The organism is Duganella sp. 3397 (assembly GCF_031456625.1).
Taxonomy (GTDB): Bacteria; Pseudomonadota; Gammaproteobacteria; order Burkholderiales; family Burkholderiaceae_D; genus Rugamonas; species Rugamonas phyllosphaerae.
The window spans coordinates 819,944-841,141 of sequence record NZ_JAVDVB010000002.1; the positions used below are offsets into that span (position 1 = coordinate 819,944).

General features: G+C 65.0%; 15 protein-coding genes and 1 pseudogene. 9 read left to right on the forward strand and 7 right to left on the reverse strand.

Going from position 1 to position 21,198, the window contains the following annotated elements; all coding sequences use genetic code 11:
* Positions 1–3 precede the first annotated feature (3 nt).
* Positions 4–2,895 (reverse strand): insulinase family protein, encoded by a 2,892-nt coding sequence (locus tag J2X54_RS08070; protein WP_310179690.1) that lies wholly within the window; start codon positions 2,893–2,895, stop codon positions 4–6.
* A 191-nt stretch (positions 2,896–3,086) separates the two neighbouring features.
* On the opposite strand from J2X54_RS08070, the gene J2X54_RS08075 reads away from it, so the two are divergent.
* The 3 genes from J2X54_RS08075 (at position 3,087) to J2X54_RS08085 (ending at position 6,363) form a co-directional block, all read left to right on the forward strand.
* Positions 3,087–3,572 (forward strand): dihydrofolate reductase, encoded by a 486-nt coding sequence (locus tag J2X54_RS08075; RefSeq protein ID WP_070252024.1) that lies wholly within the window; start codon positions 3,087–3,089, stop codon positions 3,570–3,572.
* A gap of 239 nt (positions 3,573–3,811) precedes the next feature.
* The gene (locus J2X54_RS08080) at positions 3,812–6,064 is read left to right on the forward strand and encodes an arginine/lysine/ornithine decarboxylase (protein ID WP_070252025.1); all 2,253 of its coding nucleotides are present in this window, start codon (positions 3,812–3,814) and stop codon (positions 6,062–6,064) included.
* A gap of 110 nt (positions 6,065–6,174) precedes the next feature.
* Positions 6,175–6,363 (forward strand): YqaE/Pmp3 family membrane protein, encoded by a 189-nt coding sequence (locus J2X54_RS08085; RefSeq protein ID WP_070252026.1) that lies wholly within the window; start codon positions 6,175–6,177, stop codon positions 6,361–6,363.
* Between the two features lie 15 nt (positions 6,364–6,378).
* On the opposite strand, the gene J2X54_RS08090 is transcribed toward J2X54_RS08085, so the two are convergent.
* Positions 6,379–7,281, reverse strand: a complete 903-nt coding sequence (locus J2X54_RS08090; RefSeq protein ID WP_310179691.1) for an intradiol ring-cleavage dioxygenase — start codon at positions 7,279–7,281, stop codon at positions 6,379–6,381.
* Between the two features lie 202 nt (positions 7,282–7,483).
* On the opposite strand from J2X54_RS08090, the gene J2X54_RS08095 reads away from it, so the two are divergent.
* Genes J2X54_RS08095 through J2X54_RS08105 form a run of 3 tightly spaced genes read left to right on the forward strand, consistent with a single transcriptional unit; the run spans position 7,484 to position 10,886 of the window.
* A complete protein-coding gene (locus J2X54_RS08095; RefSeq protein ID WP_310179693.1) occupies positions 7,484–8,176 on the forward strand; it encodes a response regulator transcription factor in 693 nt (230 codons plus the stop codon).
* A gap of 4 nt (positions 8,177–8,180) precedes the next feature.
* Entirely contained in the window at positions 8,181–9,674 is a 1,494-nt protein-coding gene (locus J2X54_RS08100; protein WP_310179695.1) for an ATP-binding protein, read from the forward strand.
* A gap of 3 nt (positions 9,675–9,677) precedes the next feature.
* Entirely contained in the window at positions 9,678–10,886 is a 1,209-nt protein-coding gene (locus J2X54_RS08105) for a PrpF domain-containing protein (protein WP_070252030.1), read from the forward strand.
* A 27-nt stretch (positions 10,887–10,913) separates the two neighbouring features.
* On the opposite strand, the gene J2X54_RS08110 is transcribed toward J2X54_RS08105, so the two are convergent.
* From J2X54_RS08110 to J2X54_RS08120, 3 genes are all read right to left on the reverse strand, one after another.
* A complete protein-coding gene (locus J2X54_RS08110; RefSeq protein ID WP_310179697.1) occupies positions 10,914–11,312 on the reverse strand; it encodes a FlxA-like family protein in 399 nt (132 codons plus the stop codon).
* A 99-nt stretch (positions 11,313–11,411) separates the two neighbouring features.
* On the reverse strand, positions 11,412–11,978 hold the full coding sequence (gene dcd, locus J2X54_RS08115) for a dCTP deaminase (protein WP_026637094.1): 567 nt from the start codon (positions 11,976–11,978) through the stop codon (positions 11,412–11,414).
* A gap of 54 nt (positions 11,979–12,032) precedes the next feature.
* Positions 12,033–12,866 (reverse strand): alpha/beta hydrolase, encoded by an 834-nt coding sequence (locus tag J2X54_RS08120; RefSeq protein WP_310179700.1) that lies wholly within the window; start codon positions 12,864–12,866, stop codon positions 12,033–12,035.
* A 325-nt stretch (positions 12,867–13,191) separates the two neighbouring features.
* Here J2X54_RS08120 and J2X54_RS08125 point away from each other — a divergent pair, with 325 nt between their 5' ends.
* The 3 genes from J2X54_RS08125 to J2X54_RS08135 are packed head-to-tail and all read left to right on the forward strand — an operon-like array spanning position 13,192 to position 18,380.
* On the forward strand, positions 13,192–14,538 hold the full coding sequence (locus J2X54_RS08125) for a gluconate:H+ symporter (RefSeq protein WP_310179701.1): 1,347 nt from the start codon (positions 13,192–13,194) through the stop codon (positions 14,536–14,538).
* Positions 14,528–15,247, forward strand: coding sequence for an FCD domain-containing protein (locus tag J2X54_RS08130; RefSeq protein ID WP_310179702.1), 720 nt, complete (start codon positions 14,528–14,530; stop codon positions 15,245–15,247). The genes J2X54_RS08125 and J2X54_RS08130 overlap by 11 nt, the downstream gene beginning before the upstream one ends.
* 13 nt (positions 15,248–15,260) lie before the next feature.
* A complete protein-coding gene (locus J2X54_RS08135; RefSeq protein ID WP_310179704.1) occupies positions 15,261–18,380 on the forward strand; it encodes a glycosyl hydrolase family 28-related protein in 3,120 nt (1,039 codons plus the stop codon).
* A gap of 6 nt (positions 18,381–18,386) precedes the next feature.
* Here J2X54_RS08135 and J2X54_RS08140 read toward each other — a convergent pair whose 3' ends face one another.
* Positions 18,387–20,351, reverse strand: a complete 1,965-nt coding sequence (locus J2X54_RS08140) for a DNA internalization-related competence protein ComEC/Rec2 (RefSeq protein WP_310179706.1) — start codon at positions 20,349–20,351, stop codon at positions 18,387–18,389.
* Between the two features lie 444 nt (positions 20,352–20,795).
* Positions 20,796–21,125: pseudogene (locus J2X54_RS08145) on the reverse strand (helix-turn-helix domain-containing protein); the annotation flags it as partial.
* Positions 21,126–21,198: the final 73 nt, after the last annotated feature.

Genomic DNA, 21,198 nt, shown 5'->3' on the forward strand with positions numbered 1-21,198 from the left:
TGGTTACGCCTTCTTGGCCAGGCCCAGCAAATCCACCACCTTCAACCCCGCCACATCCTTGGTCACGTCACCCACGAACGCCGCGCGACTAGGTTCGCCGTTCTTGAGCCAGGTGCGCACTGCCGTGCGGATTTGCTCCAGGCTGCACGTGAGCACCTCGGTGCGGAAGCGCTGGCGCAGGGCCTGGTCGATGCCGCGGCGTTTCAGGCCCCAGGCGTGCAGCACCTGGTCGTACGGCGAGTTGGGCTTGTCCATGCCCTTGATCACGCAGATGATCGCCTCTTCCAGCATCTCCTGCGAGAACTCGCCGGTGAGCAAGTCGTCGATCGCCGTGTCGAAGTCGGCATAGGTTTCGGCCAGGCGCGGATCGCGGTACGACGCCATCAGGAAGGTGCCGGTGCCGCCGTTGTAGCCGGCATTGCCGCCGTAGGCGCCGCCCTTCTCGCGCAGCGCCACGTGCAGCAGCTGGTTGGTCATCAGTTCGGCGGCGACGGCCAGTGCGGCGGCGCCATCTTCCTGCATCATCGGCGCGCGGTACGACACCACGCAGTGATTGATCTGGCTGACCGCGTGCAGGCCGGCGTTTTCGAGCGCGATGGTGCCCAGCTTGGGCGCCACCGCCGGCATCGCAGCTTGCGACGCCGGCAGCTTGAGCAGGCGGCCCAAGTCTGCACCGTCGGTGCCGGCGCCGGCAGCGAGCACGGTCGGCGTGATGGCGATCACGCGGCGGTGCAGCGCGTTCAGGCGGCCGGCAATGTGCGCCAGTCCTTCCGGGGTTTTGCTCAGTTCCAGCAGCTCGCCCTGGAACGCCAGGCTGGCCGCGCCACTGACGATATCCTCGAAGCGGCGCAGCACCGACAATGGCGCGGCGGACGTCAACATGGCATAGCGGTTGCCCGACTGCGCCAGGCCGTTCAGGCGGTCCTGCACCTGGCTGTCGATCAGGAACGCCAGGCGTTCATGTTCGTCGAAGCGTGCTTCGGCCAGGCTGCGCGACACCAGTTGCGCGATGTTCTCGTGTTCTTCGCGCAAGCCGCTGGCGGCGAACCACAGCTCCATGCTCAAGTGGCCGCCCGGGTGCTGGGTCGCGTCGAAATTGAGGTCGTACGACGGCGCCATGCGCTGGCGCCAGGCATCGGCGTCCTCGTAGTCCATGTCGCCCACGCCCAATTGGGTCACCAGGTCCACCCACAGGCGCAGCCACGGCCAGTCCTCGACCGCGAAGCCGGAAACGTCGTAGCTCACGCGCACATACGACAGGCCATTGGAGGCGATCTCGAACGGCAGCACGATGGCGTCGCCGGCATCGCCCAGCGGCGACGGCAGCGGCAACGCCGCGCGCGGCTCGGCACTGACGTCGGCCGGGCGTATGCGCGGCAGCACGTCGGAGTTCGACGGCAGCTGCTGGTGCGCTTCCAGGTCGGCCGATTCCTTTTCGATGCGGGCGCGCTCGGTCTCGGTCAGGGCGCGGGTGCGCTCTTCCAGGCGGGCTTCCTCGATGGCGTCGCGCTTCTTGAAGTAGTCGGCGTCGGGCACCACGCGGGTGGTGAGGCGAGTCGGGTTGTCGAGCAGCTTGCGCACCAGGCCCTTGAAATACGCGGGATCGGCAATCGCCTGTTCCAGCTTGACCAGGTGTGCTTCGTTATCGAATGCCAGGAACACGTCGCCATCGCGCATCGACACCGGCAGCGCGTTCAAGAGGCGCGACAGGGCGTTGGGCATGCGGCCGGACGCGGTATCGCGCTGGCTATAACGCACGTCGCGCAGGGCCGCTTGCAGCGATTCGGTCGGCACGCCCTCTTCCGCAGCCCGTTCCAGCGCGGTCCAGATGCGGGCGCGCGCTGCTTCGATCTGCGGTTCGGTCAGGCCTTCCATGCCGAGGTGGAAAATCATCTGGCGCGGGCCGTTGTCCTGGCCGTTGAGCGCGGACGGACGGCCGAAACCGGCCGATTCCATCGCCTTCATCACCGGCGACGACGAGTCGCCCAAGAGGCCCGACGACAGCAAATAGGTATTGAAGTAGACGTCGATATCGGACGACTCGCCCATCAGCCAGGTGATCTGCACGCCGTGTTCGTCGGGCTTGGCGGTTTGCGAAGGGATCCGCACTTCGTTCGATTTCGGCTCGGGCCAGGCAGCAGCGAGTTCCGGCAACATGCGCGGCGCGTTCAATGCCGGCAACTTGGACAGCACCTTGTCTTCGATCTGCAGCTGCACATCCACCGCGCTGATGTCGCCGGCGGTCATGAACACGGCTTGCGACGGGTGGTAATGGCTGGCGTGGAAGTCCTTGAGCATCTGGTGCGTCAGCTCCGGGATTACCAAAGGATCGCCGCCCGATTCGACTTCGTACGTGGTGCCGGCCAGCAGGGTGTTTTCGATACCGCTGTACAGCGCGCGGATCGGATCGTTGAAGGCGCCCTTCATTTCGTTGAACACCACGCCCTGGTAACCGAGCTTGCCGTCCTTGAGGACGTAGCGCCAGCCTTCCTGCAGGAAGTTCAGGTAGTCGAGGTTGGGGAAGAAGGTGGCGTCCAGGTAGACGTCGAGCAGGTTGTAGAAATCCTTGCTGTCGGTGCTGGAAAACGGGTAGACGGTGCGGTCGGCGTAGGTGAACGCGTTCATGAAGGTGGCCGTGGAACGGCGCATCATGGCGAAGAACGGGTCGCGCACCGGGTAGCGTTGTGAGCCGCACAGCGACAGGTGCTCCAGGATGTGGGCACGGCCGTCGCTGACGTCGGGCACGGTGGGGAATGCTACCAAAAACACCTTTTCCGCCTGGTCGCTGGCGAGGTGGATGTGGCGCGCACCGGTGCGCGGCGAGATGTATTCTTCCACGGTGGCTTGCAGCGCGGGGATCACGCGGCTGCCGATTTTTTCAAAAGTCGTCGTCATAGGCACTCGGTTGGGCTTTTCGTTGGGCTAAAAAAGCCGGATTTCAGAGGGGTTACATAGGACACAGTGTAACGCAGATCGGCAATCTCGTCGGAGGAGGCGTACGCCACGGGCCTGGCTTGGTGAAGCAAGCGGATTTCCGCGATAATGACGGCCATTGCAGCCCAATCAGTTAACTTTAGACTAACGCCATGAGCAATCTCATCATTATCGTCGCCACCGACCAGCAACGCGGCATCGGTATCAATAACAGCCTGCCGTGGAAGCTGCCCGAGGACCTCGCGCATTTCAAGCGCGTCACCACCGGCCACCCGATCATCATGGGCCGCAAGACGTTCGAGTCGATCGGCCGCCCGCTGCCCAACCGTCGCAACATCGTCGTCACCCGCAATGCGGACTGGCGCCACGAGGGCGCAGAGACCGTCGGCTCGCTCGAGGCAGCCGTGGCGCTGCTCGATGGCGCCGACGGCTACGTCATCGGCGGCGCCGAGATCTACCAGCAGTCGATGGGGCTGGCCGCCACCCTGATCGTTACCGAAATCGGCCAAACCTTCGCTTGCGACGCGTTTTTCCCGGAAATCGACCCGGCCGCCTGGCAGGAAACCGCGCGGGAAAGCCATGTTTCGGCTGCGTCCAGCCTGCCCTACGCGTTCGTCACGTACAGCCGGCGCGGATAAAACCGGCTTGTGCCCTATACAGGTGACGAAAATTAGCGATGCGTGTAACAATGCGGTCACACCGGTGCGGCATTCTGCCCGGGTTTGGCCGTATTTCGATATGATATTTTTTCCCCGCAGCGGCTGCATTTCTGCGAGAATCCCGTTCTTATTTTTTTCGGCGACCCTGTCAAATAGTGGTCGCGCCCAGGGCCGCCCCGTACACAAGTGATGGGCGGCTTGCTTTTTTGGAGACATGCATGAAATTTCGTTTCCCCATCGTCATTATCGACGAGGATTTCCGTTCCGAGAACACGTCCGGCCTGGGCATTCGCGCCCTGGCCGATGCGATGGAAAAAGAAGGCATGGAAGTGGTGGGCGTGACCAGCTACGGCGACCTGTCCCAGTTCGCCCAGCAGCAGTCGCGCGCGTCGGCTTTCGTGCTGTCGATCGATGACGAGGAATTCGGCGCCGGCTCCACCGAGGAAACCGACGTGGCCCTGAAGTCGCTGCGCGCCTTCGTCGAAGAGATCCGCCACAAGAACGCCGACATCCCGATCTACCTGTACGGCGAAACCCGCACCTCGCGCCACATCCCCAACGATATCCTGCGCGAGCTGCACGGCTTCATCCACATGTTCGAGGACACGCCGGAATTCGTCGCGCGTCACATCATCCGCGAAGCCAAGTCCTACCTCGACGGCCTGGCGCCGCCGTTCTTCCGCGCGCTGGTGGAATACGCCAACGACGGCTCGTACTCGTGGCACTGCCCCGGCCACTCGGGCGGCGTGGCGTTCCTGAAATCGCCAATTGGCCAGATGTTCCACCAGTTCTTCGGCGAGAACATGCTGCGCGCCGACGTCTGCAACGCCGTCGAAGAACTGGGCCAGCTGCTCGACCACACCGGCCCGGTCGCCAAGTCCGAGCGCAACGCCGCGCGCATCTTCAACGCCGACCACTGCTATTTCGTCACCAACGGCACGTCCACCTCGAACAAGATGGTGTGGCACTCCACCGTGGCGCCCGGCGACATCGTGGTCGTCGATCGTAACTGCCACAAGTCGATCCTGCACTCGATCATCATGTGCGGCGCGATTCCCGTGTTCCTGATGCCGACCCGGAACCACCTGGGCATCATCGGCCCGATCCCGCTGGCCGAGTTCTCGATGGAGAGCATCCGCCGCAAGATCGAAGCCAACCCGTTCGCGCGCGAAGCCGTCAACAAGAAGCCGCGCATCCTGACGATTACCCAATCGACCTACGACGGCGTGGTGTACAACGTCGAAACCCTGCGCGAACTGCTCGACGGCCAGATCGACACGCTGCACTTCGACGAAGCATGGCTGCCGCACGCCACTTTCCACGACTTCTACAAGGACATGCACGCAATCGGCAAGGACCGCCCGCGCGCGAAAGAGTCGATGATCTTCTCGACTCAATCGACGCACAAGCTGCTCGCGGGCCTGTCGCAGGCCTCGCAAGTGCTGGTGCGCGAATCGGAGTCGGTCAAGCTCGATCGCGACGCCTTCAACGAAGCGTACCTGATGCACACGTCCACCTCGCCGCAATACTCGATCATCGCCTCGTGCGACGTCGCTGCGGCCATGATGGAAGCGCCGGGCGGCACCGCGCTGGTGGAAGAATCGATCCTGGAAGCACTGGACTTCCGCCGCGCCATGAAAAAGATCGACGCCGAGTGGGGCAAAGACTGGTGGTTCAAGGTATGGGGTCCGCAGGACTTCGCCGAAGAAGGCATCGGCTCGCGCGAAGACTGGGTGATCAAGGCGGAAGACGACTGGCACGGCTTCGGCAACCTGGCGCCCAACTTCAACATGCTCGACCCGATCAAGGCCACCATCGTCAACCCAGGCCTGTCGCTCGACGGCCAGTTCTCGGACTCCGGCATTCCGGCCTCGATCGTCACCAAGTACCTGGCCGAACACGGCGTGATCATCGAGAAGTGCGGCCTGTATTCGTTCTTCATCATGTTCACCATCGGCATTACCAAGGGTCGCTGGAACACCTTGTTGACGGCGCTGCAGCAGTTCAAGGACGACTACGACAAGAACCAGCCGATGTGGCGCATCCTGCCCGAGTTCGCAGCCGCCAATCCGACCTACGAGTCGATGGGCCTGCGCGACCTGTGCCAGCAGATCCACGATTTCTACAAGGCCTACGATGTGGCGCGCCTGACCACCGAGATGTACTTGTCGGACATGATCCCGGCCATGAAGCCGTCGGACGCATTCGCCAAGATGGCGCACCGCGAAATCGAGCGCGTGGCGATCGAGGACCTGGAAGGCCGCATCACGTCGATCCTGCTGACGCCTTATCCGCCGGGCATTCCGCTCTTGATTCCCGGTGAGCGCTTCAACAAGACCATCGTCGATTACCTGCGCTTCGCGCGCGACTTCAACGAGCGCTTCCCCGGCTTCGAGACCGATGTGCACGGCCTGGTCAAGCGTGAAGTCGATGGCAAGCGCGGTTACTTCGTCGATTGCGTTAAGCAGTAAGCACCACAGTAAAAGAGCGGCCGAAGCCGCTCTTTTTTTATGCTAAATTGCGTCCAAGGGCATCTCGCCCGCACGTTCCTGTCGTTTGCAGGCCAAGAAAGATAAAACACATGCGTCTGATCATTGCACTGCTGCTGCCGTGGCTCACCTTCTTCACCATCGGCCGCCCTATCGCCGGCATCATCTGCCTGATCCTGCAGGTCACCCTGATCGGCTGGCTGCCAGCGGCGATCTGGGCCGTGTATGCGCTGAGCCAGTACAAGACCGACCAGAAAATCCGCGACGCCCTGGGCCGCTGATTCGGTCCATCCAGCTTACCCTGCCACGCCCACCGTCAACGTCGCCACATAGCCATCGGTGACGTTGCCGGTTATGCTCACCACTTGCAGCGCAGCGCCGTCGCCAAACACATTGTCCGTCGCCAGGCTGATGGCTGCCATATTACGCACGCTGGCGCTGTAGCCCGTGGTCGCATACACCGCGTTGCTGGCCGCGTCCGGAAACGCCAACTGCGAGGTCTTGATGCGGTTCGAGGCACTGGTTGCAGCAGTGAGCGACCGGTACACCTCGAAATGCACATGCGGCACCCGGCCCGCGTAACAGCCCGGATAAATCGTCGTAAATCCCAGATTGCCACTGCTGTCGCTCACCTGCACCCCGCGCAGGTAGTTTTGCGTGGTCACGCCACTTGAATACAGCGAATAGTTGCCGTCCCGGTCGCAGTGCCACAGGTACACCGCGTAGCCATCGAGCGCCGCGCAGCTGCCGTTCACGTTGACGATTTGCAGCTTGATGGTCAACGGCACGCCGGCTGCGATGCCGGTGGCGCCGTTGAAACTGCTGCGGATATCGCTGCGCACCACGCCTGACTGCGTGAGCACGTTGACCACGCCGGCAGCGTTGCTGTTGGTGCCGTCGGCCGGATAAGGGCCACCGGTCTCTTCGGGAATCACCGAGCACGAACCGGTCGGCGTGGTGGTGGTGGGAGTGGTGGTGGTGGTGGTGGCGCCGCTTGCTGGCGCAGTGGTAGCCGTAGTGGCCGCGCTGTCGGTGTCGGAGCCGCCGCCGCAGCCGAGGAGCGGCAGCGCCGACGCACCAGCGAGCAGCCAGCGCAAGCTCTGGCGGCGGTCGCTGCTCAGGTCGAGCATGGCGGCCAGGTCGGCGGCCAGGCTGTGGTCGTGGTGACTGTGGTAGTCATGGTGGTCGTGGTTATGCATGAGACTGCTCCCTGTTGGTGTGTTCTGATTATTGTCCCGCTGCACCAGGTTAAGTCTCGTAAAGCCACGGTAAAACCAGGTAAAGATGCCGTTTTGACAGTCTATTTCCACAAAGCAGCTTCATGTAAAACCGGGTAAAACGCTGCTTTGGCCTTGGCGCCGCTGTTATGATGGGCGATCCCCATCCAGAGAATCGCTGCACATGAAGAGCAAAGTACTGCTGATAGACGACGACATCGAGCTGGTCGGCATGTTCAAGGAATACCTGGAACAGGAGGGTTTCGAGGTCAAGGCCGTGCACGATGGCGAGGCTGGCACCATCGAGGCCAGCACCGGCGCTTATGCGATCGCCATCCTCGACGTCATGATGCCGCGCATGAACGGCCTGGAAACCCTGCGCCGCATCCGCACCAACAGCCAGTTGCCGATCCTGATGCTCACCGGCCGCGGCGACGATACCGACCGCATCGTCGGCCTGGAACTTGGCGCCGACGATTACGTGGCCAAGCCGTGCACCCCGCGCGAACTGACTGCGCGCATCCGCGCCATCCTGCGCCGCGCCCACAGCGTGCCGGCCGATAGCGGCAACGCGTCCGCCATCGTGGTGGGCCAGCTGACCATGTGGCCGGAACAGCGCCGCGCCACCTGGGCCGGCGCCAAGCTGGAACTGACCAGCACTGAATTCAACCTGCTCGAAGTACTGGCCCGTAACGCCGGCCGTCCGGTCAGCAAGAACACCTTGTCGGAACAGGGGCTGGGCCGGCCGCTGGCCCGCTTCGACCGCAACATCGACGTCCACCTCTCCAGCCTGCGTCACAAGCTCGGCGCCATCGCCGACGGCCGCTCGTGCCTGCAAACCGTGTACCGCCTGGGCTATCAGCTGATCAAGGAGTAAGCCCGTGGGCCGTTTGTTCTGGAAGTTTTTCGTTTGCATCCTGCTGGCGCAGCTGGCGGCAACCGTGGGCATCGGCGGTGCGGTGTGGCTCAAGAACCGCAACCAGCAAGCCGGTCAAACCGATATCGATACCAGTCCGCCAGCGGAAATGGCAATCAATTCAGCTGCCGCCACGCTCGAATTCGGCGGCGCCAATGCCCTCAAGCGCATGCTCGATAACATGGACCGGCGCCGGGTGTACGCCGTCAACGACGCCGGCCGCGAACTGCTCGGCCGCATCGTCAGCGACGCCATGCTGCGCGAATCGCGCAACCTGCTGCGCAGCGAGGACCGCCACCGCGTGGTGCGCCAGGTCTACGATCCGCAAGGCAATCGCTACCTGCTGTTCCTGCCGTCGTCGGAACGGATGCGCGGCTACGACAAGGACCGCTCACTGCTCGGCATCAACGACCGCGATGTGCGCATGTTCATGACCCGCGAGGGCATGCCCGGTGGGCAACCGAACCGGGCAGGTCAAGGCGGACCAGCAGGCCAGGCGAATCCGGGCGGAGCCCCAGGCGGCGATATGCGCGGACCGATGGGCCCGCGCTTCCAGCCACTGACGCCGTGGGTACCGCTGGCGGCGGCCGTGCTGGCCAGCCTGCTGTTCTCGTTCCTGCTGGCCTGGTATTTCTCGCGCCCCATCCGCGCGCTGCGGCAGGCGTTCGACGCTGCCGCCGGCGGCGACCTGTCGCCGCGCTTTGTCAATGCCGCCGGCAAGCGCGGTACCGAACTCAACGACCTGGGCCGCGACTTTGACCGCATGACCGCGCGCCTGCGCAGCCTGATCGACGGCCAGACCCGCCTGCTGCACGACGTCTCCCACGAGCTGCGCTCGCCGCTGGCGCGCCTGCAGGCCGCGATTGGCCTGGCGCACCAGCAACCGGACAAGATGGCCGCCTCGATGGCGCGGGTGGAACGTGAAAGCGTGCGCATGGACAAGCTGGTCGGCGAGCTGCTGACCCTGGCCAGGCTGGAAGCTGGCGCCATCAAGGCCGCGCAGGAAGACATCAGCATGGCCGACCTGATCGACCAGGTGGCCGACGACGCCCGCTTCGAGGCCGCCAGTGTGCAACGCAGCGTATCGCAAGATGGCGAGGCCGACGTGGTGGTGGTCGGCCAGACCGACCTGCTGGGCCGCGCCATCGAAAACGTCGTGCGCAACGCCATCAAACACAGCCCCGACGGTGGCGAGGTGCAGCTGCACGTGCAGTCGCTGCATGACCAGCGTCGCCTGTCGATCCGCGTGCTCGACCGGGGTCCCGGTGTGGCGCCAGCCGAACTGGACACCATTTTCCACCCCTTCTTCCGCTCCAGCAACGCCAGCACCGAGGGCCACGGCCTGGGGCTGGCGATTGCCCAGCACGTGATCGAGGCGCATGGTGGTACGATACGGGCCTCCAATCGCGAAGGCGGCGGGCTGTGCGTGGAAATTATCCTGCCGGTCAAGCCGCAGTAAATCATGACTGAATTGTTCGCTCCACGGCTGCGCCATGGCGTGCTGGAATTTCCGGTCCACCACATGCGTGGCGGCACCTCCACCGGGCTGGTACTGTGGGACCGCTGGGCGCCAGCCGATGTGGCGCTGCGCGAAGAACTGCTGCGCCACCTGATGGGCGTGCCGCTGGCCGGGCAGAACGACCGCAACAAGCAAATCACGGGACTGGGACGCGGCGGCCCCACCAGCAACAAGGTGTTTTTTGCCGATATCGAACGCAGCAGCGATGGCGATGGCGACGTACTGGTCAGCACACTGGCGCAGCTGGCGCACAACCACGGCGCCATCGACTGGAGCGTCAATTGCGGCAATATGTCGGCGGCCCTGCAACTGTGGGCGCTCGATAGCGGCATGGTCAGCTCGGCAGCCGACCTGCAGATCCGCAATACCAACACTGGCGTCACCACCGTCTCGCGCATGCAAACCAGGCCGGACGGCAGCTTTGTCGCCGCCGAGATTCCCGGCGTCGATGGCGCCTGGCCTGCGGTGGACCTGTTCATGCAGTCGCCGGTCGGCGCCAAGACCGGGCGCCTGCTGCCCACCGGCAGCGCAGTCGATGTGATCGACGGTTATTCGGTGTCGTGCGTGGATGTGGCGGTACCGATGGTGATCTGCGATGCGGCCGAGCTGGGCAAGACTGCGCGCGAGTCCATCGCCGAACTCGACGCCGATCCCATCTTCAAGCAAACCCTGAAACGCCTGTGGGTCACGGCCGGCCTGCGCATGGGCTTGCAGCGCCGCGACGGCAGCCCGATGACCGAAGACGACCTGGCGCGCAGCGAGACCATCCCGAAAATCTGCATCGTCGGCCAGCCGCAGGCGAGCGGCAATATTGCCGTGCGCTACTTCACGCCGCAAATGGGCCACGCGTCGATGGCGGTGTCAGGTGGCTGCTGCTTGGCGGCGGCCTGCCTGGTACCTGGTTCGGTGGCGCAGCGGGTAGCGCGCGGCCTGCCCGTGCTCGGAGGCGAGTTTGGCGACGTGGAAGTGGGCATCGAGAACCCGGCCGGCATCCTCGACGCCACCGTGGTAGCGCGCATGACCGGCGGACTGCCCGAGATTCGCAGCGCCGCCTATCGCCGCAGCGCGCAGGTGCTGCTGCGCGGCCATGCGCCGTTGTACCGTGCGTCCCGCGCGCTGATGGCCGGCATCATGGAGCGGGTGGCCCGGTAAGACGGACCCGCCCTGCCGGGCCAGCCTTCACGCCGTCGTATCGATGATGGAACCGACGGTGTCGTAGCGCGGCCTGGCGGCGCTGGTGCTGGTGCTGGTGCTGGTGCTGGTGCTGGTGCTGGTGCTGGTGCCGGTTGCCGTATCGGTCGTGGCGGTATCGGCAGCCGTGGCCGCTGCGGCCTGCTGTTGCTGGGCCTTCTGCGCCGCCTGCGCCTGTAATTGGGCGATCTGCTGCGCGATGGCTTCCACCTGCGTCTGCAACAGCTTGGCTTGGGCCTGGCCTGCCTCCGACGTATCCTTGCTCGCTTGCGTCAAATCCTTTTGCAGGGACTGCATCTGCTTTTGCAGGTTGGCGATGGTGCTGCTTTCCGACGAAACGCTGCTGGCGCTTGCCGCTGCCGAACTCGATCCCACTGCTGATACCATGTTTGCTCCCTCAACTGTATTGTTAAGGAAGGTATCGGCAAATAAAAAGCGGGCCGAAGCCCGCGTCATGTAAAGCGATGTAAAGCGACGTTAAGAAGCTTATGCGCGCGGCAATGTCACGCCGTGCTGGCCCTGGTACTTGCCGTTGCGGTCCTTGTACGATACGTCGCACAGCTCGTCGCTTTCGAAGAACAGCACTTGCGCGCAGCCTTCGCCGGCGTAGATCTTCGCTGGCAGCGGCGTGGTGTTGGAGAACTCCAGCGTTACATAGCCTTCCCATTCCGGTTCGAACGGAGTGACGTTGACGATGATGCCGCAGCGGGCATAGGTCGATTTGCCGAGGCACACGGTCAGTACGCTGCGCGGAATGCGGAAGTATTCGACGGTGCGGGCCAGCGCGAACGAGTTCGGCGGGATGATGCAGACGTCGCTCTTGATATCGACGAACGAGTTCGAATCGAAATTCTTCGGATCGACGATGGTGCTGTTGATGTTGGTGAAGACCTTGAATTCATCGGCGCAGCGGATGTCGTAGCCGTACGACGACGTGCCATAGGAAATGACCTTGCGGCCTTCTTCCATGCGCACCTGGTCCGGGAAGAACGGCTCGATCATGCCGTGTTCTTGCGCCATGCGGCGTATCCATTTATCGCTTTTAATCGTCATCGCAAAGTCATCCTGAGTGCTGGGAGGGCGCGGCTGCGCCGAATGGACGAGATTTTACGCGAAAGCATCCGCCTTCAACACATTTTTAGACTGTCCGCCGATTAATTCGCCGATCATGGCGATGGTCGCATCGGCCGCCACCAGCGGCGTCTCCATCGGAAACAAATGGCCACCAGGCACGATGCGGAAATGCGGCCCCACCAGCGCTTTCGTATGCTGGTGGCCCGACTGGCTGGTTTCCCACGAATCGGCGCCGCCGACGAAGCCGATCGGTACCTTCAGGCCCTGGCGCAGGATGCCGCCCAGGTGGTGCGGCAAGGTGGCATACACCCTGGTTTCGATGTCGCGCGTAAATCGCAGTTGCACGCCTTCCGGGTGCGGCTTGAGGCCGCAGGCGATGTAGTCGGCCAGCACGCCTGGCGCCCAGGCGGCAAAGATATCCTTGCCGGCAAAGTGCTGATGGGCGCTCTCGGCATCGGGCCACACGAACCGGCGGCGCCTGGAGAACTTGGCCGGCGGCATGTCGTACTCTTTGCCCACCAGCTTGATCAGGCGCCACACCAGCGCGCGCCAGCCGGCCACGACCGGCGCATCGAGCATCACCACGCAGCGCACCAGGTCGGGCCGCTGGTGCGCCACCAGCAAACTGAGCATGCCACCGAGCGAATGGCCGACCAGGATCACCGGCTCGGTGTAGCGCGCCACCAGCTCGGCAATGTATTCATCTACCAGGTGCGGCCAGCAGTCGGTGACCGGGTAATGCGGGTTGTGGGCGTGCATGTCCAGCGCCTGCACGTCGAAATGTTCGCCCAGGCGGTCGAACAGCTGGCGATATACACCGGCCGGGTAGCTGTTGGCGTGGGCGAAATGAAGCTTGGGCTGGGTCACCGGTGATCTCCGTTGCTTGTTTTTATGTTGACTGCCAATTGTAATGGCGGACGCCCTGCCCTGCGTGGGGGAAACGCTCTAACGCGATGCCAGCGCCATGCCGCATTCACCGATGCTGTCCGACAGGTTTCTCAATTCGACCACAAGATTAGCTTGATTTTGAGCGAAAACATCGCGCATACTCAAGTCCAGCCCGCAAACCTGTCCAACCGGATCGCTCGAATTCGGTGGCAGCAAACCGACGGGACGAGGAGACAACAATGCAAACCATACAAGTACCCCGCCATGGGGCGCTACCGCTGCGCCGGCAAGAAAGCACCGTGTCATGATCGGCCACGACATGCAGCTGGTCATCGCGGCGCTGACCGGCATCCTGCTGGCCGTGTTGATGATCGTCCGCGGCCGCCTGCACCCTTTCATCGGACTGTTATGCGGCGCCTTTACGGTCGGCCTGCTGGCCGGCCTGCCGCTGTCCGCGGTTGCCAAGGCCGTGCAAAAAGGCGTGGGCGACATCATCGGCGGCACCGGCCTGGTGGTGGCGCTCGGCCTGTCGCTCGGCGCCATGCTGCATTTATCGGGCGCGGCCGCTGCGCTGGCCAAGAGCGCGCTGCAGCTGACCGGCGTGCGCGCCGCGCCCTGGGCCACGCTTGGCATCGCCATCATCGTCGGCCTGCCATTGTTCTTCGAGACCGGCCTGGTGCTGCTGTTGCCGATCGTGGTGGCGGCAGCCGAAGAGATGGCCAGCCGGGGCGGCACCGACCGCGACGCTGCCAAACTACGGCTGATCATGCCGGCGCTGGCCGGGCTGGGCGTGGTCCACGCGCTGGTGCCCCCGCATCCGGGACCGCTGCTGGCGGTCGAGGCGCTGGGCGCCAACCTGGGCCTGACCATGTTCTACGGCATACTGATCGCGATTCCCACCGCCGTCATCGCCGGGCCGGTGCTGGCCAGGTTTACCACGCGCGGCGTGCGGCTGGCCACGCCGATCGCCACCGAAACCAATCTCGTCATCGCGCCGCCGGCGCGGCTGCCGTCGCTGCTGATCGTGCTGCTGCCGGTGCTGATGATCGCCACCGGCGAACTGGGCCAGATGATCCCCGGCATGCGCGGCGAGGCCTGGCTGGCCGCCGCCAGCAATCCGGTCGTCGCCCTGCTCTTGACCAACCTGCTGGCGCTGCCGCTGCTGTTCGGCAAACGGCTGCGCGAGGCGGCGATCCAGGAGGCGGTGTGGCACGAAACCATGGGCGCCGCCGGCGCCATCCTGCTGGCCATCGGCGCCGGTGGCGCGTTGAAGCAGGTGCTGGTGACGGCCGGCCTGTCCGACCTGCTGGCGCGCACGGTGCTGATGTATTCGATCTCGCCGCTGGTGCTGGGCTGGCTGGTGGCGGTGGCGATACGGCTGGCGGCCGGTTCGGCCACGGTGGCCACCATCACTGCCGTCGGCATCATGCCGGGCGTGGTGGCCGGGTCCGGAGTTTCGCCGGAGCTGGTGGTGCTGGCGATCGGCGCCGGATCGGTGTTCTTCAGCCACGTCAACGACCCCGGCTTCTGGCTGGTGAAAAGCTACGTGGGCACCAGTACGGCGGACACCTTCCGCACCTGGTCGCTGCTGGAAACCACGATTTCCGTGGTCGGCCTGGCGCTGGTCATGGTACTGAGCCATGTCATCTGACATCATGGACAACGGTGCAGACCACCCCGCGCCGGGTGAGGGCAGGCTGGCCGACCGCGCCTATGCGGGCATCGTCCAGCTGATCCTGGACGACCAGATGGCGATCGGCGACCGCCTGCCTTCGGAACTGGCGCTGGCCGCGAAGTTCGGCATCTCGCGCACCATCGTGCGCGAGGCGCTGGCGCGGCTGGCATCGGACGGCATCACGCAGACCAGGCTGGGCGCCGGCTCCTTCGTCAAGCGCCGCCCGTCCGAGCGGCTGGGGTCGCACGTGCCGATGGACGGCCTGGCCACCACGCTCGGCACGTACGAAGTGCGCTTCGTGCTCGAAGCGGAAGCCGCGCGACTGGCGGCACAGCGCCGTTCGAGCCAGCAGCTGGCGGCCATCGAGAAGGCGCTCGAAGCCTTGCGCACGGCGTTGCTGTCGAATGCGCCGGCGCACGACGAGGACTGGCGGCTGCACCGCCTGATCGCCGCAGCGACCGCCAATGCCGCCTTCATCGAGGTGCTCGACCAGCTGCAGGCGCAGGTGATGCAGGTGATGCACGCCGGCGTCGATATCTCGCGCTCGCGCCCGCCCGAGGCGATCAAGGCCATGATGGACGAACATGACGACATCGTCGAGGCGATCCGCGCGCAAGATGCGGACGGCGCGGCGTTGGCAATGCGCTGGCACCTGTCGCAAGGCCGCAAGCGCCTGATGCCGTAACCAGGGAGACAAAATGATCGATGCACGTACACCTACAAACATCACGCGCGCAGTAATGAAGGCAGCAGCAACACTGTGGCTAAGCGCCGCCACGTTGACAGGCGGCGCGCTGGCCGCGCCAGCGCAACCGCCGGCATCAGTGTCGCTGTACCAGAGCGCACCTGCCGAACCCGATGCCGTCACCGTGCACGCGCGCGGCGACGGCGTGGCCGACGCCACGGCGGCGATCCAGGCCGCGCTCGACAAGGCGGCCGCGCAACCTGGCGGCGGCATGGTGTTTCTGCCGGCGGGCCGCTACCGGCTCACGCGCACGCTGTTCATGTGGCCGGGCGTGCGGCTGTTCGGAGTGGGCAAAACCCGTCCCGTGCTGGTGCTGGCCGATAACACGCCCGGTTTCCAGCAGGGCGTTGGCAATATGGTCTTCTTCACCGGTAACCGGCCCGGCGCGGTCGTGCCGGTCAACCTGGGCGGCGCGGCGCCGGTGGCGGGTGTCGATGCGGCCCGCGTGCCGGTGCCGCCGCCGACCAGCGTGCCGTTCGATGCGCGCATTGCCGACGCCAATTCCGGCACCTTCTATTCGGCGCTCGCCAATGTCGATTTCGAGATCGGCGCCGGCAATCCGGCGGCCACCGCCGTGCGCTTCCACACCGCGCAGATGGTCTACCTGGCGCACATCGATTTCCACCTGGGCTCGGCGCTGGCAGGGATTTACCAGGTCGGCAATGTGGGCATCAACCTGCGATTTTACGGCGGCCGCTATGGCATCCTGTCCGAAAAAACGTCGGCGGCCTGGCAGTACACCTTGCTCGACTCGGTGTTCGACGGCCAGCGCGACGCCGCCATCCGCGAGCACGAGGCCGGGCTCACCCTGGTCAACACCGTGATGCGCAACACCCCGGTCGGTATCGAGATCGACCGTGGCTACGGCGACTGGCTATGGGGCAAGGATGTGCGCTTCGAAAACGTCTCCAGGGCTGGCATCATCATCAGCAACGAAGGCAGTGCCTATACCCAGATCGGCTTCGACAACGCCGTGGCCAGCGCCACGCCGGTGTTCGCCCGGTTCCGCGACAGCGGCAAGACCGTGGCCGGCCCGGCGCCGCACTATCGCATGAAGTCGTTTACCTACGGCCTCACCCTGCCCGGCGCCGGTCAGCCGGGCGACTACGCAACGCGGGTCGATGCCGTGGCGCTGCCGTCGCTGCCCGCCCGCCGCGCGCCCGCCCTGCGCCTGCTACCCGCAGTGGCGGAGTGGACCGACGTGCGCACGCTCGGCGCCAAGGGCGACAACACCACCGACGAGACCGCCGCACTGCAAAAGGCGATCGACAGCCACCGCGTGCTGTACTTCCCGATGGGCTACTACCGCGTGACCGGCACGCTCAAACTGCGGCCCGACACGGTGCTGATCGGCCTGCACCCGGGCCGCACCCAGATCATGCTGGCCGAGGACACGCCCGCCTATCGCGGCGTGGGACCGGCCAGGGCGCTGATCGGGAGCGCGCGCGGCGGCGACGCCATCGTTTCCGGGCTGGGCCTGGCCACCGGCGGCAGCAATCCACGCGCGACCGCCCTGCTGTGGCGCGCGGGCGAGCGCTCGCTGGTTGACGACGTCAAGTTCATGGGCGGCCACGGCACCACGCTGGCCGACGGCAGCCGCTTTGATCCCTACAACGCCAACCACACCGCCGACAGCGATCCGAAAAAACGCTGGGACGCGCAATATGCGAGCCTGTGGGTCACCGACGGTGGCGGCGGCACCTTCAACGGCCTGTGGACCCCGAACACGTACGCCCAGGCCGGGCTGTATGTCTCGAATACCTCGACGCCAGGTTACGTGTACCAGATGTCGGCCGAACACCATGTACGGGCCGAAATCGTGCTCGACCGCGTGCGCAACTGGGAGTTCCTGGCGCCGCAGACCGAGGAAGAAGCGGGCGAGAGCCGCACCGCCGTGGCGCTCGAAGTGCGCAATTCAAGCGACATCCTGTTTGCCAATTTTCACGCCTACCGCGTCACCCGTTCGGTGCATCCGGCGCCAGCGGCAGTCAAGCTGTATGGCTCGACCGGGATCCGGTTCCGCAATGTCCACGTGAACGCCGAAAGCGGCTTCGCCACGTGCGACACCGCGGGCTGCGGCACTTTTGTCCGCGCCAGCAAGTACCCGTTTGCCAACGCCATCGTCGACGTCACGCGCGGCACCGAGGTGCGCGAGCGCGAGTTCGCCGTGCTCGACATCACCGATGCACCGATTGCGGCCGGCACGCCTGCCCTCGCGCCGGTCACGCGCCTGGCGGGCGACTTCCAGGCGCTGGGCGGCGGCGCGGTCGATGCGGCCGGCAAACTCTATTTCATCGACCGGCCGGCCCACCGCATCCATGGCTGGTCTGCGCAGGAAGGGCTCTCGATCGTTGCCGATGCACCGCTCGATCCGGTCAACCTGGCGGTGGACCGCTCGGGCCACCTGCTGGTGCTGTCCTCGGACGGCCCAGAGGCCACGGTGTACAGCCTCAAGCCCGACGCACCACAGGCCATCGAACCAATCGCGGCCACGCCGGTGCGTGACCGCTCAAGCGCCCGCGTCGCGCTGCCGGGCAGCTTCTGGGTCAACGGCGAGTTCCGCGACCGGTACGACGCCGCGCGCGACCGCTTCCCGACCCTGGCCGAGCTGTTCGCGCAGGACGTGGCCGCACCGCAGGCGCGCGAGTATGTCTCGCCCGATGGCAGCCTGGCGCTGCCTGCCTATCGCGTGTGGCAGCAGGGACCGGGCAACCACCTGGGCTGGCGCTTCTCGCACGCGCTCGATACCTATGGCTGGACCATCGGCGTACCGGGCGCGCGCGTGTACCTTGCCAACGGCTCGGAAAACGTCACGTACTCCGCGCTGCTTGGCGTCGGCGGCGCATTGACCGATCTGCAGCGCTTTGCGCCACGCGGCGGCGAGAGCGTGGCGGCCGGGCCGGACGGCCGGGTGTACGTCGCCAACGGCCAGGTATTCGTGTACGACGCCAGCGGCCGCGCCGTGGGACGCATCGACGTCCCGGAACGGCCGCTGCAACTGCTGTTCGGCGGCGTGGACGGGCGCACGCTGTTCATCCTGACCCACCACGCGCTGTACTCGGCCCGGCCATAGCAGTGTTCATGGCTGGTCGTGCCAGTAGCGTGCATCGGTGTACCGAAAGCGCCGAATCTCGATGCTGGCACCCACCTCGATGGTCAGCGCGCCGGTGCGGTCGGTGCGCAGGCGTTCGATGCCGAGGTCGCCGTAGCGCTGGTAGACCTCTTTTTTCGGATGGCCGTAGCGATTGCGGTGGCCGACCTGGAAGATCGCGGCCTGCGGCAGCACCGCCTGCAAAAACGCCGGGGTGCTGCTGGTGCCGCTGCCGTGGTGCGGCGCCAGCAGCACGTCGGCGCGCAGCCGGCCGCCTTCCTGTTGCACCAGCCGCGCCTCTTGCGTCGCTTCGATATCGCCGGCCAACAGCACCGACTTGCCACTTGCGGTGATGCGCAGCACGCAACTGCGCGCATTCGATTTGATGGCTGCGTCGCTGCGACTGGCGGCCAGCGGGTGCAGCACCTCGAACAGCACGCCGTCCCAGGTCCACTGCTGGCCGGCCGCGCACGACACATGCTGGCGCGCTGCCCTGGCGATCGGATGGCCGGGCGCCAGCGAGGACAGCACCCAGTCGGCTCGCACGTTGTCGAGCACCGTCAGCGCGCCGCCCGCATGATCGACATCGCTGTGACTGACCACCACGCCATCGAGCCTGGCTATGCCACGCGCCCGCAAGTACGGCACCAGCACGCGCCCGCCGGCGTTGCTGTCGGGCCCGTAAGTGGGCCCGGTGTCGTACAGCAGCCGGTGGCTGCTGGTCTCGACCAGCAGCGCCATGCCCTGCCCCACGTCGAATGCGGTCACGGTCATGCGACCGGGCGCCGGGTGCGTGGACTGCGCCGCCAGCAGCGGTATCCACGTGGCGAGCCCCAGCCAGCGCACTGGCCAGCCGCGCGGCGCCAGCAGCCACAACGTGCCGAACATGGCAAAGCAGAACAGCCACCACGGCGGCGCCGGCGCGGTCCACACCGCGTAACGCAGTCCGCTGAACCACGCCAGGCACGCGGCCAGCCACTCCACCAACCAGTGCGCCAACACCAGCAACGGCGTGCCCAGCACGCTCGGCAACATGCTGCCGGCCAGTGCCAGCGGCGTGATCACCAGGCTGATCAAGGGTATCGCCACCGCATTGGCCACCGGGCTGATGAGCGACACTTGCGAGAACAGCAGCATGGTCAGCGGCAGCAAGCCGAGCGTGACGGCATACTGGGTATGGGCGCCCAGTTTTAACGCCGGCCACCATTGCTTCAGCCACACCAGCATGCGCGTGGCAGGCGTGCCGGGCGGCTGGTCCAGGCTGGAGTGATCCCTATCGGACCGTTCCCAGCCGGATTGTTCCGTACCGGTTCGAGTCCGCGCCGGCCGCGCCGTGGTGCGCCCGGCCGTGGCATACACGATCACCGCCACCGCGCCGAACGACAGCCAGAACCCCGGCCACAACACGGCCCACGGATCGATCACCACCACTACGCCCAGCGCCGTGCACAGCACGTGTGAAAAGTCGGACAGCCGGTTGCACCACAGTGCCACCGCCACCACGATCAACATGTACAGCGTGCGCTGCGCCGGCACGCCAAAGCCGGCCAGCAGCACGTACAGCAGCGCGCTGACTGCCCCCACCAGTGCCGCCACCTTTTGCGCCGGCAGCAGCAGCGGCAACTGGGCGCCGGTGAAAAACGAGTGCCGCCACGAGGTATGCGCCACCCAAGCGAACAAGCCGGCCACCATCGTGATATGCAGGCCGCTGATACTGACCAGGTGGCCGATGCCGGTGCGGTTGAACACCTGCCAGTCCGATTGGCCGATGCCGCGCTGGTCGCCCACCACCAGCGCCACGATCACGCCGGCGTACTGCCTGCCATCGAGGGCCTGTTCGATCCGCGCCCGCAACCCCGCGCGGCTGCGTTCGATGAGGTTGTTGGCGCTGGCCACGAATGCGTCGCGCCTGCCATTGGCGCGGTCGGCGCGCACGTAGCCGGTGGCGCGCACACCCTGCTCGAGCAGCCACGCTTCGTAGTCGAACCCGTGCGGGTTGGCGTCAATTATGTGGAGTTGGGTTGTTCACGCCCTTAAGACAGCCCTTGAGGCAATGGGGGGCGCATCAAAATAGGCGGGTTGACATGTTCATAAACACATTTAAGCAGACATCAGACTTACAGCTGCATCAGCGGATGCCCTCGCTCTTAGCAGACGGCCGATGTATTCCTCTTCACCCAATCCACGTCGCAATCACCAACGTCCACGACGGACAACCCGGATATCCAATGGGTAAAAAATCACAAGAAGTTCCCCTTAGCGGCAACAGACGGCCATAGGTACAGGCCACGCTTCGTGCACTAGGAGCAAATTACTTGAGGAGCTATCCGCTCAAATCAAGCTAACGGTGCCTCCCGGTGTTCGTTTGCGCGCCGAATTGACCCACTCCGTTTGACCCTCCCTCCATTGCCTGGCGAACGCCGCCACTCGGTCGTAAGACCTTTTGAACCCCAACTCCGATAGATCTTCATGAAGCTGTTTTAGGCTGCGCCGTTGCTTGCGTGATTTGGCCGCCTCCGTCTTGAGCCAGCCTGCGAGCTGAAAGGCGTATGGGTCAATTGCGCTAGCCGATTGGCGCTCTGCATAGGTGGGTTCGGTCGTTTCCGAGCGTAGGTAGCGCCGGACGGTATTACGGGAGATGCCGAGGCGCCTCGCGATTTCCCTTAATGGGACTTGGTCGCGAAGATGCCAGCGCCTGATAATTCCTAATAGTGCCACGTCAATCACTCCGATCTCCTACTCATTCAGATTAGTAGGATTGTGTGCTAAACGTGGGTCAATTTCCGATGCAAATTATGTG

Coding starts and splice junctions, on each gene's coding strand:
- J2X54_RS08070 (WP_310179690.1), bottom strand. CDS start 2,895: ATGACGACGACTTTTGAAAAAATCGGCAGCCGCGTGATCCCCGCGCTG.
- J2X54_RS08105 (WP_070252030.1), top strand. CDS start 9,678: ATGACTGAATTGTTCGCTCCACGGCTGCGCCATGGCGTGCTGGAATTT.
- J2X54_RS08085 (WP_070252026.1), top strand. CDS start 6,175: ATGCGTCTGATCATTGCACTGCTGCTGCCGTGGCTCACCTTCTTCACC.
- J2X54_RS08130 (WP_310179702.1), top strand. CDS start 14,528: ATGTCATCTGACATCATGGACAACGGTGCAGACCACCCCGCGCCGGGT.
- J2X54_RS08090 (WP_310179691.1), bottom strand. CDS start 7,281: ATGCATAACCACGACCACCATGACTACCACAGTCACCACGACCACAGC.
- J2X54_RS08110 (WP_310179697.1), bottom strand. CDS start 11,312: ATGGTATCAGCAGTGGGATCGAGTTCGGCAGCGGCAAGCGCCAGCAGC.
- J2X54_RS08080 (WP_070252025.1), top strand. CDS start 3,812: ATGAAATTTCGTTTCCCCATCGTCATTATCGACGAGGATTTCCGTTCC.
- J2X54_RS08075 (WP_070252024.1), top strand. CDS start 3,087: ATGAGCAATCTCATCATTATCGTCGCCACCGACCAGCAACGCGGCATC.
- J2X54_RS08125 (WP_310179701.1), top strand. CDS start 13,192: ATGATCGGCCACGACATGCAGCTGGTCATCGCGGCGCTGACCGGCATC.
- J2X54_RS08095 (WP_310179693.1), top strand. CDS start 7,484: ATGAAGAGCAAAGTACTGCTGATAGACGACGACATCGAGCTGGTCGGC.
- J2X54_RS08135 (WP_310179704.1), top strand. CDS start 15,261: ATGATCGATGCACGTACACCTACAAACATCACGCGCGCAGTAATGAAG.
- dcd (WP_026637094.1), bottom strand. CDS start 11,978: ATGACGATTAAAAGCGATAAATGGATACGCCGCATGGCGCAAGAACAC.